General features: G+C 32.5%; 12 protein-coding genes. 4 read left to right on the top strand and 8 right to left on the bottom strand.

What is annotated here, in order from left to right; all coding sequences use genetic code 11:
* Positions 1 to 3: 3 nt before the first annotated feature.
* Positions 4 to 1,602 carry an NAD(P)/FAD-dependent oxidoreductase gene (locus tag NMK29_RS03535; RefSeq protein ID WP_108801606.1) on the bottom strand — a complete coding sequence of 533 codons (1,599 nt, stop codon included), beginning with the start codon at positions 1,600 to 1,602 and terminating at the stop codon, positions 4 to 6.
* Positions 1,603 to 1,688: 86 nt separating this feature from the next.
* On the opposite strand from NMK29_RS03535, the gene NMK29_RS03530 reads away from it, so the two are divergent.
* Together NMK29_RS03530 and meaB are read left to right on the top strand one after the other, a co-directional pair.
* Complete coding sequence (locus tag NMK29_RS03530; RefSeq protein WP_108801605.1) at positions 1,689 to 2,252, top strand: DUF2911 domain-containing protein; 564 nt, start codon at positions 1,689 to 1,691, stop codon at positions 2,250 to 2,252.
* 87 nt (positions 2,253 to 2,339) lie between these two features.
* Positions 2,340 to 3,398, top strand: a complete 1,059-nt coding sequence (gene meaB / locus NMK29_RS03525; protein ID WP_108801604.1) for a methylmalonyl Co-A mutase-associated GTPase MeaB — start codon at positions 2,340 to 2,342, stop codon at positions 3,396 to 3,398.
* 39 nt (positions 3,399 to 3,437) lie between these two features.
* Here meaB and NMK29_RS03520 read toward each other — a convergent pair whose 3' ends face one another.
* Positions 3,438 to 3,728: a hypothetical protein gene (locus tag NMK29_RS03520; RefSeq protein WP_108801603.1), complete on the bottom strand. Its 291-nt coding sequence runs from the start codon at positions 3,726 to 3,728 to the stop codon at positions 3,438 to 3,440.
* A gap of 300 nt (positions 3,729 to 4,028) precedes the next feature.
* Between NMK29_RS03520 and NMK29_RS03515 the strand changes: the two genes are divergently transcribed.
* Complete coding sequence (locus NMK29_RS03515; RefSeq protein WP_108801602.1) at positions 4,029 to 6,284, top strand: transglycosylase domain-containing protein; 2,256 nt, start codon at positions 4,029 to 4,031, stop codon at positions 6,282 to 6,284.
* Positions 6,285 to 6,288: 4 nt separating this feature from the next.
* A complete protein-coding gene (locus tag NMK29_RS03510; protein ID WP_108801601.1) occupies positions 6,289 to 7,218 on the top strand; it encodes an expansin EXLX1 family cellulose-binding protein in 930 nt (309 codons plus the stop codon).
* A gap of 18 nt (positions 7,219 to 7,236) precedes the next feature.
* Here the strand turns inward: NMK29_RS03510 and NMK29_RS03505 are convergent, their stop codons facing one another.
* From NMK29_RS03505 to NMK29_RS03480, 6 genes are all read right to left on the bottom strand, one after another.
* Positions 7,237 to 7,803: a phosphatase PAP2 family protein gene (locus tag NMK29_RS03505; protein ID WP_108801600.1), complete on the bottom strand. Its 567-nt coding sequence runs from the start codon at positions 7,801 to 7,803 to the stop codon at positions 7,237 to 7,239.
* Between the two features lie 42 nt (positions 7,804 to 7,845).
* Complete coding sequence (locus tag NMK29_RS03500) at positions 7,846 to 8,073, bottom strand: hypothetical protein (protein WP_027395478.1); 228 nt, start codon at positions 8,071 to 8,073, stop codon at positions 7,846 to 7,848.
* A gap of 117 nt (positions 8,074 to 8,190) precedes the next feature.
* Positions 8,191 to 9,261, bottom strand: a complete 1,071-nt coding sequence (locus tag NMK29_RS03495; RefSeq protein ID WP_108801599.1) for an OmpA family protein — start codon at positions 9,259 to 9,261, stop codon at positions 8,191 to 8,193.
* A gap of 139 nt (positions 9,262 to 9,400) precedes the next feature.
* On the bottom strand, positions 9,401 to 10,780 hold the full coding sequence (locus NMK29_RS03490; RefSeq protein WP_108801598.1) for an MATE family efflux transporter: 1,380 nt from the start codon (positions 10,778 to 10,780) through the stop codon (positions 9,401 to 9,403).
* Positions 10,781 to 10,906: 126 nt separating this feature from the next.
* The gene (locus NMK29_RS03485) at positions 10,907 to 13,075 is read right to left on the bottom strand and encodes a glycoside hydrolase family 9 protein (protein ID WP_159092063.1); all 2,169 of its coding nucleotides are present in this window, start codon (positions 13,073 to 13,075) and stop codon (positions 10,907 to 10,909) included.
* Between the two features lie 274 nt (positions 13,076 to 13,349).
* On the bottom strand, positions 13,350 to 15,617 hold the full coding sequence (locus tag NMK29_RS03480; protein WP_108801597.1) for a carbohydrate-binding protein: 2,268 nt from the start codon (positions 15,615 to 15,617) through the stop codon (positions 13,350 to 13,352).
* Positions 15,618 to 15,658: the final 41 nt, after the last annotated feature.

Below are 15,658 nucleotides of genomic sequence, written 5' to 3'. Positions count from 1 at the left end.
CGGTTAATATTTAGCAGCAATTTCTTTAAACTGCTTACTCATATTCCATTTTATAATTGTAGCTGCAGTCAAAACACCACTCCCCATAGCTCCACCTACTCCAACTAATGTAATATCCTGCCCAGTTAAATACAAACCTTTAATACGAGTCCTAGGTCTCAAAACTCTAGTTTGATATCGTTCCGGTCCATGAGTAATCCCATAAATTTCTCCTTGACTGTAATTACTAAATTTTCTCGTAGAAACAGGAGTAGAAACTTCTGCATGGATTATTTGTCCCTCTAATTGTGGATATAACTCTTTAAGCAATGCTAATCCTTTAAGCTTAAATTTCTCTTTAATTTTATCGTATTCCTCGCCTCTATTGAGCCAAGGTTTATCTTCATATTTACTGAAATCCGAATACCAAGCCCTACCAATTAATTGAATTGTTGATTGATCAGGGTGCTCAGAAGACCATAAACTATCTTTTGCAGAAGGAAAAGATATATACGCAAAAGACAAAGTATCTTTTTCTAGATTATTTCTATCATTTAAGATACTATCCGTATCCTTATCGTCATACCACCAAATATTATATTTTGGTAATTTAAGATCCTTATCACTTTTATTTAACCCAACATACAAGCATAAATGAGAAGTAGATGGATTAATCTTTTCAAAATTCAAATATTTTTTATTGTTCAAAGAATTGTTTAATAAACGTAAAAAAGTATTACGAGCTCCTGCATTACTAATTACTTTCTTACACGCATATTCTTGTCCATCAATCATAACTCCGCAAACTGATCTTCCCTTAGTAAGAATTTTTTCAACTTTTGCTTTGATATATACCTGAACCCCTAAAGATTCTAAATTATCAATTATGGTCTCGTGGATACGATTAGCTCCTCCTCTGGGATAATACCCTCCTTCCATAAAATGATTAATCACTATACAATGGGAAGCAAAACTACTTTCTTTAGGTGATAGCCCATAATTTCCACATTGGGCACATAATGCTGCAATAAGCTCCCGATTATCTGTAATACTACTTAAAACCTCGTACGTAGTTTTTTTAGAAATAGAACTTTGTATTCTTCTAAATAAAGGGCCTAAAACTACACTTAGAAATGTTGGAAAAGCTTTCTGAGCAAAATATAAAAGGTTTTTCTTAATTGATTTCTGAAGTAATTCTAAATATTTATCTATTGCAATAGTATCATTAGGAAAGTATTCATGAAACTTCTGTCTAAAGTTTTCCTTTCCGCTAACAAATTCAAACTTACGATCACCTATATACGCTACATCGTATGGATCTCCCATCGAATCCCAATCCAACTTGTTATCAGATAGATAATTAAAAATTCTACGTAATCCTGAATCTTCTTCCATATTCCCTACGTAATGAACTCCTACATCCCAAATCAATCCTTTTCGCCTTTTAAAAGTGTGTGTAAATCCACCTGGAGTATAATGTTGCTCTAAGATTACTACTTTTTTCCCAGCTTTAGCTAAAAAAACCGCAGTGGTTAAGCCGCCAATTCCTGAACCAATAATAACATAAGTATCATCGGTAAATTTAATATCTGAAGTAAATTTTTTAAAGGATTTTTCGACCATATGTCACTAGTAAGAGCCCAAAAGTACATAAATATCTGTATTTTCACATGTAAAATGGATTATCTTTAAAAACAAAAAAACAACTAATGTCTAAGCTCTTAAAAAGATTATTAATCATAATTATCGGAATTGTTATTATAGGATTTGCAGGAATATCAATTCTTAAATCGAAGACCAAAGCACATAGTCCAGAACAGACAGTTACACATACAAGTAAAGAAACAAACTTTACTGTTTTTTATAACAGACCTATTAAAAACGGTAGGAAAATTTTTGGAGAATTAGTTCCTTTTGATGAAGTATGGAGAACTGGTGCCAATGAAGCCACAACTTTTACAACTGATAAATCAATTCTTGTGGATGGGACAGAACTAAAAACCGGAACCTATACGTTATGGACAATCCCCGGAAAAGACTCTTGGAAGGTTATTTTTAATAAAGGTCAATATAATTGGGGAGTTAATTTTACAGACGGTACTCCATCTAGAAACCCTGAATATGATATACTAACTATAGAAGTTCCTGTGCAACATTTATTAAATGTTGTAGAACAATTTTCTATTTACTTTCAGGAAGCTAATAATTTCACTATTATGTTCTTAGCTTGGGATCAAACGGCTATTGCGATCCCTATAACTTCTAAACAATAATTTTACCCTGTATTCTGTACAAGAATAGTAATGTATACTAAAATGAATTTATAAATTTGCTCTAAAGTAGTTTCTGAATAAAATTATATGAAAGATCAATCTTCTAAAATCCCCTCTAACACCAATAAGAATGTTATTGATCGTTTTAAGAAATTACAGCAAAAGGAAGTATCTATTCCCAATATATTTGAAGGAATTATTTCACAAAATACAGCAGCTTTAAGTAAAGGAATTACATTAGTAGAGAGTACTCAACAAAAGCACAGTCAAAAAACCCAACAACTTATTGAAAAATGTCTTCCTTATGCTAATAACTCTATAAGAATAGGAGTTACAGGAGTTCCTGGAGTAGGAAAAAGTACATTTATCGAAGCTTTAGGAAATCTCCTTATAAAAAAAGGAAAAAGAGTAGCCGTTTTAGCGGTAGACCCTAGTAGCACTATTTCTGGCGGGAGTATCTTAGGCGATAAAACCAGAATGGAATCACTTGTGAGATCAACTGGTGCTTTCATTAGACCTTCTCCTTCTGGAAGTTCTTTAGGAGGTGTTGCCCAAAAAACGCGTGAGTCAATTATTTTATGTGAAGCTGCAGGCTATGATGTAATAATCATTGAAACTGTTGGAGTTGGGCAAAGCGAAACTGCTGTGCACAGTATGGTAGATTTTTTCCTTCTATTAAAATTAGCCGGAGCGGGAGATGAACTTCAAGGAATTAAACGAGGTATTATCGAAATGGCGGATGCAATTGTTATTAATAAAGCAGATGGCGATAATCTAAAACGTGCTAGAGAAGCTAAAAACCAATTTAAAAAAGCCTTGCATCTTTATCCGCTAGCCGAAAGTAGTTGGTCTCCAGAAGTATTGACTTGTAGTGCTCTTAAAAATACTGGCATTGATGAGATCTGGGAATTAATTTTAAGGTATTTAGATATTTCTACAAAAAACGGATATTTCGAACAAAATAGAATTCGACAAAATAAATTTTGGTTATTACAAACTATTGAAGAGGAGTTAAAAAACTCATTTTACAATCATCCAGAAATCAAAAAATCTTTATCCGATCAAATTAAAGCTGTACAACAACATAAAATCACTCCCTTTGCGGCAGCAACATCTCTGTTAAATCAACATAAAACATTGAAATAACAGCACTATCTGTTTACTTGGAGCCTGTAATAATAAGTATTAAACGTCAAAGTTCACTCCATCTCCTACTTGCACTTTTGTTACCCCTTCAGGAATCTTAATATTAGAAGTAGTCTCATCATAATCTTGCATAACACCCGCAAGACGCTCACTAATTTTGACTAAATATATGGTATCATTAGTTTTTACCTCTACAGCTTCAATGGTATCATTTTGATGATTCTTAAAAGAAATAATATCACTGTCTGAATAGCCTTCTGGAAATTTACCTACTAAAAGATTTAAAATGTCTTTGTTCAGCTTTTTGTAGTTAACAATTACTCTTTTCATAATGCGCAGGATTAGTCGGTTATTTCACTAATAAATAGTAAATCAAAGAATGTTATTTTGTGTTACATTTTTTAATACAATCCATTTTGAAGCTCAATTTTGCATATACACTTCAAATAATTTTCTTCTGGTGCTTATGACGCAGTATTTATTACTACAATTTAAAATAAAAAAATCTAAAAACCAGATAATTAACCTTCAAAAAAAGTAAGTGTTTCCCTGAAATTAATTTTACGAATAATGTAAAGCGTAGTACTTCTCAATAATATTATATTTTTAACGTTAACAGTTGTCAGATCTATGATACGAGTACTATTTAAAAAAAAATGGATTAAGTATCCATTAATCTCATTAGGAGGATTTATTTTCATCTTCATTATTTTCTATGGAAGCATTTATTTTGGTTTCTGGGGAAACATTCCGAACAAAGATGAATTGAGCTCATTAAAACAAGTAGAAGCAACACAAGTTCTAGACAAAGATGGACGTCTTATTGGAAAATATTATATCTATGACAGACAACCCATAACCTATGATGATCTCCCAAATCATTTAATAGATGCATTAGTCGCCACAGAAGATATTCGTTTCTACGAACATAATGGTGTTGATAATGTTAGTTTACTTAGAGTCTTTTTTAAAACTATTTTATTAAGTGATAAATCCTCTGGAGGAGGAAGTACAATTACATTACAATTAGTCAAAAATATTTTTGGAAGAAAAGACTATGGGGTTTTTAGCATTGTAGTAAATAAATTAAAAGAATCTATTGTTGCTAAACGAATTGAAGATTTATATTCTAAAGAGGATATTTTAACCCAGTATTTTAATACTGTGCCTTTTCCTGATAACACATATGGAATTGAGAGTGCTTCGCAGAAATTTTTCAATAAATCAACTAAAGAACTTACATTATCAGAAGCAACTACGTTGATTGGTAGTTTAAAGGCTAACCATAGCTATAATCCTAGACTCTTCCCAGAAAGAAGTCAATTAAGACGTGATGTTGTTTTACGCCAAATGGTAAAATACGGACACATTACTCAAAATGCAGCAGACCAAGTGATGAATAAGAATATCGTATTGGATTATCAATACTTTAATCATGATCTGGGATTGGCACCTTATTTTAGAGAAGAAGTAAAGAAAGAACTTATTCAGATCTTAAAAAAGCACAAAAAAACAGATAGTACCTTATATGACATCTATAAAGATGGGTTGATAATACATACAACCTTAGATTACGAAATGCAATCATTAGCCGAAAAAGTAATGAAAGATCATATGCGAAACTTACAAAACGTATATGAAAAAGAATATGGTTTAAAGGCTCCTTGGAAAGGGAACACAAAACTTCTGGACAATACAATTAAACGACTTCCTATTTACAAGAAATACATTGAACAAGGTCTTAGTGAAAACCAGATCAAGGATTCATTATCCGTAAAACAAGAAATGGAACTTTTTGAATGGGAAGGTAATATTACTAAAAAGGTCTCTACAAGAGATAGTGTACAGCATTATCTAAAATTTCTGAATGCGGGAATGATTGCTATTGACCCTAAAGATGGTTCAGTTAGAGCATACTTAGGAGGTATTGATTATAGATATTTTAAATATGATCACGTATCACAAAGTAAAAGACAAGTAGGCTCCACGTTCAAACCTTTTGTATATACAGCAGCCATTGAAAATGGAATGAAACCTTGTACTTACTTTCCACTAAAAGAAGTAACTTATACTAATTTAGAAGATTGGACGCCTAAGAATTCTTCTACAGAACAAGATCCTTATTTAAACTATAATCTAGAAACTGCTTTAAGTAACTCGGTAAATACAATAGCTGTAAAAGTTATGGACGAAGTTGGAGTTACAAATGTGCTTGATCAAATAAAAAAAATGGGAATCGATGAAGAGCTGCCAGAACAACCGTCCATTACATTAGGAACAGCCGGAATCAAGATTAAAGAATTAGCAGGTGCTTATGCTAGTTATGTTAATAAATCTAAAGGTGTTCAACCTTTTTATATAACAAAAATACAAGATAGAAATGGTAATCTAATTGCATCTTTTGAACAAGAAAAAAGAGAAACTGCCTATAGCGATTATACGCGACAGGTAATGCTAGAAATGATGAAGTCTACGGTAGATAATGGTACAGCAATCAGATTACGAAAAACGTATGGGTTAAAAAATGAAATAGCAGGAAAGACGGGTACGACTCAAGACAACAAAGACGGTTGGTTTGTAGGAATTACACCAAAACTTGTCACGGTAACCTGGGTAGGAAATGATAATTATAATATTGGATTTAAAACCACCAAACAGGGACAAGGTGCTAATTCTGCATTACCAATCTTCGGAAAACTTTATCAAAAAATGAACGAGAACCCTGTTTTCGATCCTATAACCAAAAGTAGTTTTGAAAAAACTTCTAATAGTATCCTTGAAGATTTAGAATGTAAACCAGAAAAAAGAGATAATTTTTTAAAGAGGCTTTTTAGTAAAAAGAAAAAAAGAAAGAAAGAAAGAAATTTAAAAAGAATTAAAACCTAATTTAATGAAATCACACAGTTACATTTTCTATTTTTTGGCAGTAATCATGATTATGAAAATTTCTGCTCAGGAGTGCAATGACACGGTACATACTGGTGAAGGTACATTTTATGATGGTGTAGCAGGAGGTACATTTGGTAATTGTTCTTTGCCTGTAGCAGTTGGAGATTATATGCATTGTGCACTGAATAATTTTGATTATGATGGCAGTAATGGTTGTGGAGCATGTATTGAAGTAACTGGAGCAAAAGGAAGTGTTATTCTAAATGTAGTTGATCGTTGTCCTGAGTGTGCTTCTGGTGATGTCGATATGACAATGGAAGCTTTTGAAATGATTGCTGATGTTATAGACGGTAGAGTCCCAATATCTTGGAAGTTTGTACCCTGTGAAACAATACTTACTAATGAAACTATCAAAATTAATTTTAAAGAAGGTTCCAGTGAATTCTGGACGGCCATCCAATTTAGAAATATTAATCACGCAATTTCTAAAATGGAATATCAATTACCAGATAATACTTGGAAAAACACCAATAGAGAACTATTTAATTTTTTTATAGAAACTTCCGGAATTCCATCTCCGATGAATCTAAGAATAACTTCAATTTTGGGAGAAGAACTAATTTTCGAAAATATTGTATTAAATCTAAACGAAGATTTTGATACAGGACTTCAATTTTCTACTCCAGAAGAATGCAATCAAGAACTTTCTATACCAGAAGTTGACATTACAGAAACAACAATATTATATCCGAACCCAACATCAGACATAATACACATCACAAAAAATACTCAAAAATGGAAACTGATAAATAATACTGGAAAAATATTAGATCAAGGTTCTACCAAAGAATTAGATATGTCGACTTATAATAATGGTATATATTATCTAATATTAGAAAAGAAAAAAGTTATAAAAGTAGTGAAGCACTAACATTATTTAACTATAAATCTACGTAGCATATTTTTTAACCAGAAACATAAGTAATTTATAGGCCCCAACACCTAAAAGAATTCCGATAGCCATACCTGTTATAATATCTCCTGGATAATGAACACCTACATAAATTCTACTATAACTTACCACAGTAGCCCAAACCACCATAAAAGGAAAGATATATTTCAACTTTTTTTGCAAAGCCAATCCGGTGAAAAAGGCTAATGCCATAGAACTTGCAGCATGAGCAGAAAAATACCCATGACGACCACATCGCTCTGCTATAAATCTGGTAAATTCCTCTACCCCTTCTGCCCGACAAGGTCTTGGCCTCATAAACAAAACATTTTTAAATAAATTAGATAACTGATCAGATGCTGTTATTAAAGCAGCTACTATAACAAGTGTTATAATCGTACCTTTAATTCCATAGTGCTTGTAAAAAAAGTATAATAGAAGTACATACAATGGAATTTGGTATAATTTTTCTGTCATAAACAACCAAAAACCATCCCAGAAAGGAGTTCCTAAATTGTTAAGAAACACAAACAGATCTTTATCTAATTGTATAAGCTCTTCCATAATGACAAGTAATTTATATCTCTTTTTTAATTAAAACATTAATTAATCTTCATAACGTTCAATCTCTCGATCATAAAAATCATTCGCAGCCTGAAATAAATTCTCAGCCTCACTTTCTAATTCTTTTTCATCACTTTTATCAAATTCTTCTAACCACTCCACCTCATCATTCTCTAAATTAATAATAAACCGAGGAAATTCTGTATGCACTACAAAAATGGCATTTGGATAATCTGTATTATCACCTAATAAGAATTTTGGAAAACTCATATATAAAATATTATGTTAAGCAAAGCTACGAAGTTTAATCCCAAAGTAACAAAAACAAGAAGAGGTAAATTTATTTTAAAACTTACCTCTTCTTGTTTGTTATATCTTTTTTAGACTTTATTCTATAATAATTTGAACTCTAGCATTAGAACCCAATTCTGTATTATCTATACCTTCTCCTTCTTTAGGTTCTGTATTACTCACACCCACATATTCAATCAGGGTTTCGTCAATTCCATTTTCTATCAAGTAATCTTTAACAAATCCAGCTCTAGCAGATGAAAGAATCTCATTTTCAAATTCAATTTCTGAATCATTCGCATGACCAACTATTTTAATACTCTCAAATTTAAAGACTTTAAGATATTGAAGATAAGAATCAAGTGCTGTTTTAATCTCTTCATAAACTTCACTTTCTCCGATTAGGTATTCTATATCAGAAAAGTCAAGTGCCATATCACAGATATTATCCACTGCTACACCTTGCACATCTTGCATTTCTCTAAGCTCTACATCATCTATATAATAATATGCATCGTTAAATGGTCCGCCTTTTAATGATTTACCATTAGGTGTATCCGAAAAATACCCTAAAGAGATATATTTTTCAGTCCCCTTAGCTTTATAAACTCCGCAAACTTTCGTCCATTCTTTAGTATCACAAATCATCTCTGAAGATTCAATGTGTAATTTATAAGTTGATGTTTCTGTAATCCTAGGAACCCTAGCTGTAAAATAAGAACCTATTGATGAAGTACACGAATTACTAACTCTTCCTTCTCCAAGTGACACATACATATGAAAATAATAATACTTTCCCGCTTTTAAAGGGCTAACCAATTTCGTAACAATGGACTCTTTCGTATTGTTACCAGTGACATATAATCCTACTTTAGACTCACCTGTTCTAGGAGCCTGAGGACCAAATTGTTTTAGAAATCCAGGTGCTTTATGGTCAAACTTTACTTCGCTTACAACTGGATGATGTGCATCCGGTGTATTTGTTAAAGATTTCCAATGTGAAATGACACCAAAGTTTCGCATCTCATGCTTTAATTTTTTAACAGCTGCATTTGTTTCTTCAAAACTTGGATTGGGAATTAAATTTTGCGCTATAATAAGGTTACTAAAACCAATACTAAAAATCGCAATAAGTAGAAGGTGAAGGTTAGATTTTGGGCTATTCATCTCTTTTCTTTTCAGGTTTAGATATATTCGAAATATAGTTAAATATTTCTTAATACGAAATATACTTTGACAAGTAACAAAAACTAGTCCAAAAAAAGAAACGATCTAAAACTATCTATATTGTAAAAGTCAAAAAAGATTACGCGTTGCCCTTTTTTAACATTAGATCTTTACTTAAATAATTGAATCTAAAATATAGTAATATTGCCGATGTTGTTAACCCTGCCAATAATCCTATCCAAATACCTGAACTTTTATATTCGGTATATAAACCTAGGTAATAACTAACAGGAAAACCAACAATCCAATATGCAAAAAATGTAATCGCAGTAGGTATTTTTACATCCTGTAGTCCTCGCAATGCTCCAAGAACTACTACTTGTATTCCATCAGATATCTGAAACAATGCAGCAATGATCAAAAGTTTCGCAGCGATTCCAATTACTTCTGTATTATCCGCTAAATTTTCTGTGTCGTTTACATCTAAATAGATCTCAGGAAGAATATTATTAAAAATAACAAAACATAATGCAAATACAATTTCAATAAAAAACGTTAATAAGAATATTGAAAAAGCAATTCTTCTTAGCTCTTTATACTTTTTCAATCCTTTTTGATTCCCTACTCTAACCATCGCAGCGACACTCAATCCCATAGCTACCATAAAAGTCATCGCCGACAAATTCAAAGCTATCTGATTAGCCGCTTGCGGATTTTTGCCTAAAATACCTGAAATCCAAATAGCAGACGTAAAAATAGCAACTTCAAAAAACATCTGTAATGCAGAAGGAAAACCTAATGTCACTATTTTTTTTAACATGTTTTTTTGAAGAGAAAAGAATTTAATATTAGATACATACGCTTTCGATCTCTCTTTATATTTCAGAAAAAACCATAAAAAGATTACCATAACAAATCTAGAAACTAATGTTCCTACTGCTGCTCCTACTATTCCCATCTGAGGAAAACCAAACTTCCCAAAAATCAGCAAATAATTCAATACCACGTTAACAATATTCGCAATTAATGTTGCATACATTGGATATTTGGTAATTGACAATCCATCAGAGAATTGTTTAAAAGCCTGAAAAATAATTAAAGGAATTAATGAAACTGCAACTAAGTCCAAATATGGTATCGCCAACTCAACCACTTCTGTTGGTTGTCTCATAAAGTACATAAGTGGTTTCGCTAATAATATCCCTAAAAATAAAATTACACCTAAGGTCGTACACAAAAATAATCCGTGCTTAAATGCTGATTTACCTTTGCTAAAATTATCTTCTCCATCTGCTTCTGCTACCAGAGGTGTTATTGCAGTAGAAAAACCAATACCTAGAGACATCGCAATGAACATAAAACTATTTCCTAGAGATACTGCAGCTAATTCCGCAGTACCTAATTGCCCCACCATAATGTTATCAATTAATCCCACAAAAGTATGTCCCAACATACCCAACATTACTGGGGCTGCCAACTTCAGATTATAACTAAACTCTTTTGTGTATTGATAAAGCATCTGTACATATTGAACCTACAAATATAGGGAGATTAGTAACAGAATTACTTCTTGTTTTAAAACAACTTTATTAAAAAAAGGTGCTTACAAATAAGCACCCTCTTTTATAGATATAAAACGATTATATTAATTCTTCATAAACTTGGTAGTCGCTTTAGCACCAGTATTAGAAGTTAAACTAACAAAGTACATCCCAGATGACAAATTCCAAGTTGGTATCGAAATCCTATCTGTAGCAACGTCAGATACTGTAATAGATTTTATGATATTTCCGGTTATTCCAGAAATCACAACAGTCGAATTTTGAATCTTTGTTAAATCTCCAGAAATGTAGATTACATTTTTTGCAGGATTAGGAAATAACTGTAGTCCTAACACATCAAAATCAGTTACAGATAATGACCTTGAAGGCTCCGTACCCCAAACTAATATCCCATCAGCATAAATAGGAACTTTTTCTGATTCGATAAGTGTATTACTTAAATTTTCATAAGAATAATCATTAGTAGGATCCCAGGCACTATCAGAAGCGTCATTAGGCACTGAAACTCTTACTTGAATTTCTTTTCGATGTTCTCCCTGTCCACCTGGAAAAGGCATGTTTTCATTATCAATAGCAACCTCAACAAAATATATATTGTCATCTGCATTCCACGCTTGTAAACCTCCTGTAGCTTGACCATTTCCTCTACTAGTAATTTCATAATCACTTGGCGTATATCCGGCATTAATTCCTTCTGAAATATCAATAAAATAACGTGCTGTTAAACTTCCCGGAATTCTAGCAGGCCAAGCTGACCTATTATTTAGCCATATTGCTAATTCTGTAAATCTTCCTGACTCACTATTGATTTTTGTTTCATTTAGAAATTCAACATCTGCTGGCTCTTCTTGCGGAAAATTATCCAACGCGGTACCTCCAAATTCCATTACCATTCTAGCTAAAACTCCCTGATAACAAGCATTATAGTCACAAGCAACTTCATTAGCTTGAAAATCTGATCTATTCTCTACAAAAACATCATCAGGACTTCCTGGTCCTCCCATTAATGCTCCCCAAAGCGTATGTCTTGATTCTTCTGGAATACTTTCGCTTCTTATCCAACTAGAATGTTGTCCCCTATGGTGTGGTTTTGTAGGAGGGTTTACTCCATAACCAGTAACTAAACTACGATTATTAGGATTATCTCCTAAAGCATAATTAACTTGATCAACGGCAAAATCATGATATTCCTGCTTATTTGGAGTATCTACAGTATCACTAAATATTAAAGCTGTTAATGCTGCATTCATAGAATGACGTAAAGATCCCCATTGTGTAAGATGCGCTTGACCTCCAGGAGAGTATGTTATTCCATTCCCATTATCTATCCAAAACTGTAAATGTCTTTCTGTATTATCAATATATTGTTGCTTTCCTGTAAGTTGCGCTAATAAAACCATATTTCCATATCGCTTATCATCCCATACAAAACTCCATAGGTAATCTGGTTCTCCATAAGCGGCTTCAGCTTTTTGAAGATATGTATTATCTCCTGTTGCTTTGTACAACCATAAAGCTCCCCAACTTAATTCATCTTCATACCCTCCAGAAGAATATGTACCAACAGCTGGAATTCCACCTTCTTCAGTATATTTTCCTTTATATGTTTCTCCAAATTCATATAGATCTTTAGCATGTTGTAATAAAGTAGCACTATATGTAGGGTCACTGTCTTTAAAAATAATACTGGCAGAAGCTAAAGCTGCAGCTGTTTCACAAACTACTTCTGTTCCTGGATGATCTACGTCTAATTTATAGGATTCTCTTTGACCATATTGCGGATGTACGTCTATCATCTCTGCAGGCATCCAAAAGTTATGATCTTGTCCTTTTTTAGAAACTTGAGCATAAAATTCAAATTTAGATGGATGACATTTTATAAAATAGTCTGTTACCCATTTTATGTTTCTCTTGTAATGTTCCGTTTGGTTTACAGCGTCATAACCATCTTTATACTCTAGAAAACCCCAATTTAATGCAGTTACAGAAAATGCCATAGGAAAACCAAACTTAATATGATCTCCAGCATCAAACCATCCACCTGTTAGGTCCAATCCTACATCTTGTCCATCATTTACGCCGGCATCACTACGCCAGCTAATTCTATTCCAATCTGGAAGAACTCCTGATTGTTGTGATTCATAAAACAATATTGATTTCTGTAAAGCTTCTCCATAATTGTGTTGTGCGACGATCTGTGTTCCAAGTAATCCTAAAAAGATTAACAATAAGTTTCGTAAGTTTTTTTTCATGTCTAAATGATTTGTGTATTATTTTAATTTATGTGAGGTTAAAAGTTTTCATAACTCTTTTCTTGGGTTATATATTGCTGTTTTTTTCAATTGTTAAGAGAGTGATAAGATATTTTCATATTGTTTGAAAAAAATTCTTACAAAGACATTTTTCATGTTATTCTAAAATTAAGAAGAGAAACTATCCTTTTTTAAGGGACAGTTTCTCTATACAGAGTTTGTGTAAATAATACTAGTAGTTAACTAGTATTTTCTTTTATAATTTTATTTCGCTTTACTGCTTAATTATTTTCTTAGAAACAATTAATTTATTTGATTTACCAGCTTCCAAAACATTGATTATATAATAACCAGATGACAAGTTGGTTACATCGATAGAATTCTGACCAGCTTCTAAAACAGTTTCCTTCATCAATACTCCATTAACGTTGAATACTTTAACTATTTGACCTTCCATATTAGAAGAAAAGTTAATTGAATTTACTACTGGATTAGGATATAATTTCACAATATTTAAGTTATCATCATTACTACGATTCGTAGTATATGTAACCACTAATTGTGGTTTTGTTGTTAAGGTGTTCTCTTTTGAAGCGAATGCAAAATCATTTCCCGAAAGTGCATCGATAATTAATGATATCTTATTACCAGAAATTTGTGCTGTTTTTAAAGGAATTGTTTTAGTACTACCAATAGGAAGGTTTGTATTTAACGTTCCTAATTGTGTTCCTTTTCCTGGTTTATTACTATTGGATAGGTTAGTTTCTGTCCAATTATTATTATTTCCTTTACTAACAGTAATATTACCATTTCCAGCATCCGAATATACAGTGAACTTAAGATCCGCTGTTGTAATCGTTCCATTAATTGATGAAAGATCAAACATCAAATATCCCGAACGACGGTTATTTTCAATACGAACCATATCAGAATTATATCTTGTTGACCCCTGTAGATATGCATCGTGAATTGGCGATAATGTAACAGTTTGTTCTACTTGCTGAATCTTTGTAGCAACAACTTTGTCAATATTATATAAATATCCAGAACCTCCTTTAAAAGATAATCTCAATGTTTTTTCTCCTGAAGTTAAGGAAATAGTGGTAGAGTATTTCTTATAATTATGCCATTGTCCAGTAACTGGAATGTCTATGGAGCCTACAACAGATCCAGATTCTAAAATATCTACTTTTCCTCCGACTCCCTGACTTGAGGCATATATATCGAGTGTATATTCACTCGCAGCATCTACGATTACATTGTAATCCGTAAAATCTCCATTCTTAATATACCCTAAATTTTTATCGGTATTTGTTCCAGGAGTGTTTTCTATACGAACGCTACCTGATTTTGATTCAAAATCTTCTGCTTGGAATGATCCTGGTATTTTAATAGCATCAATTGGTGGAACCGAGTCATCCTTAACAACAATATTAACAAGTTGCGATGTCTTAACAGCTCCATCATTATCAGTGGTCTTGGCTGTGATAGTGTAACTTCCTGCCGAATTAATAACCGTAGTTGTTTCATATGGAGCAACTTGCTCTGTCGCTATTAAGTTATTATTTACAAAAAACTCCACTTTAGAGATAGATCCATCACTATCGGATGCATTCGCTTTTAAAGGTATCGCTTGACCAACCTGATAATCTGCTCCATTTGTAGGTGCCGTAATATTAACTGTTGGAGGAATATTAGGATTTGTATCATCCACCAATCTATAAGAGCGTACCCAATCATAATATGTAGTTCGATTTTCCAAAGAATCATTTATTCCATCCTGACCATTTTTTGGTGGATTCCAATCGTAGGTCTCCACTACCATACGCAAGTACATAGGAAGATTAAAATCTGCTGGTGGCTTAATTTGCCCAACAAACTGACCATCTAGATAAAATAAAATTTCACTTTTACTTTTCCACCAAACTCCATAAGTATGATAATTTTTCCAAGAAGCTTCTACTAGTGGAGCTTTGTTTCCTTGTTGCCCAACAGGCGTATTATTACAATTTGTATTTCTACTATGCGTATTGGAATTCATATTAGTGATCATATTATTCACCCAATTAGCTCCATTAGAGTTAACACCTACCGTCTCCGTAATATCTAACTCTGTAACACGAAGATTACATCCACTACCTTCATTTCGTTGATTAATAAGCCAAAACGTTGATGACATAAAGGTTTTATTTCCTTTCATTCGCGTTTCGTAATATCCGTATGTATTTTTTGTTAAGGATCTAACGAGACCTCCGTTATGAGTCCAACCATTAAATGGGTTTGTCTTTTTAGAAGCAGAAATTTTAAGGTCTCCGTTCCCAACAGAAACTGATGATGTTTCAAATCTGGCCGGTTTTCTACCTTCCCATTGAGGACTATTTATTGCCCATTTATTAGTATTTAATGAAGAACCATTAAACTCATCGGACATCACTTCTATCTTTTCCCACTTTTTTCCGTTAGGTGCTGCTGGTTGGGCAAAAACATTTACTGTTACGAAATACAGCAATAAGACTAATAATAAATTTGTATTTTTTTTCATGATTAAAACAGGTTTGTTTTATCAAATAAACTTTAAGAGTT

This window comes from Aquimarina sp. Aq107 (genome assembly GCF_943733665.1).
Taxonomy (GTDB): domain Bacteria; phylum Bacteroidota; class Bacteroidia; order Flavobacteriales; family Flavobacteriaceae; genus Aquimarina.
Note: the sequence above shows the minus strand (reverse complement) of the source record. Positions and strands in the feature narration are given on the sequence as shown.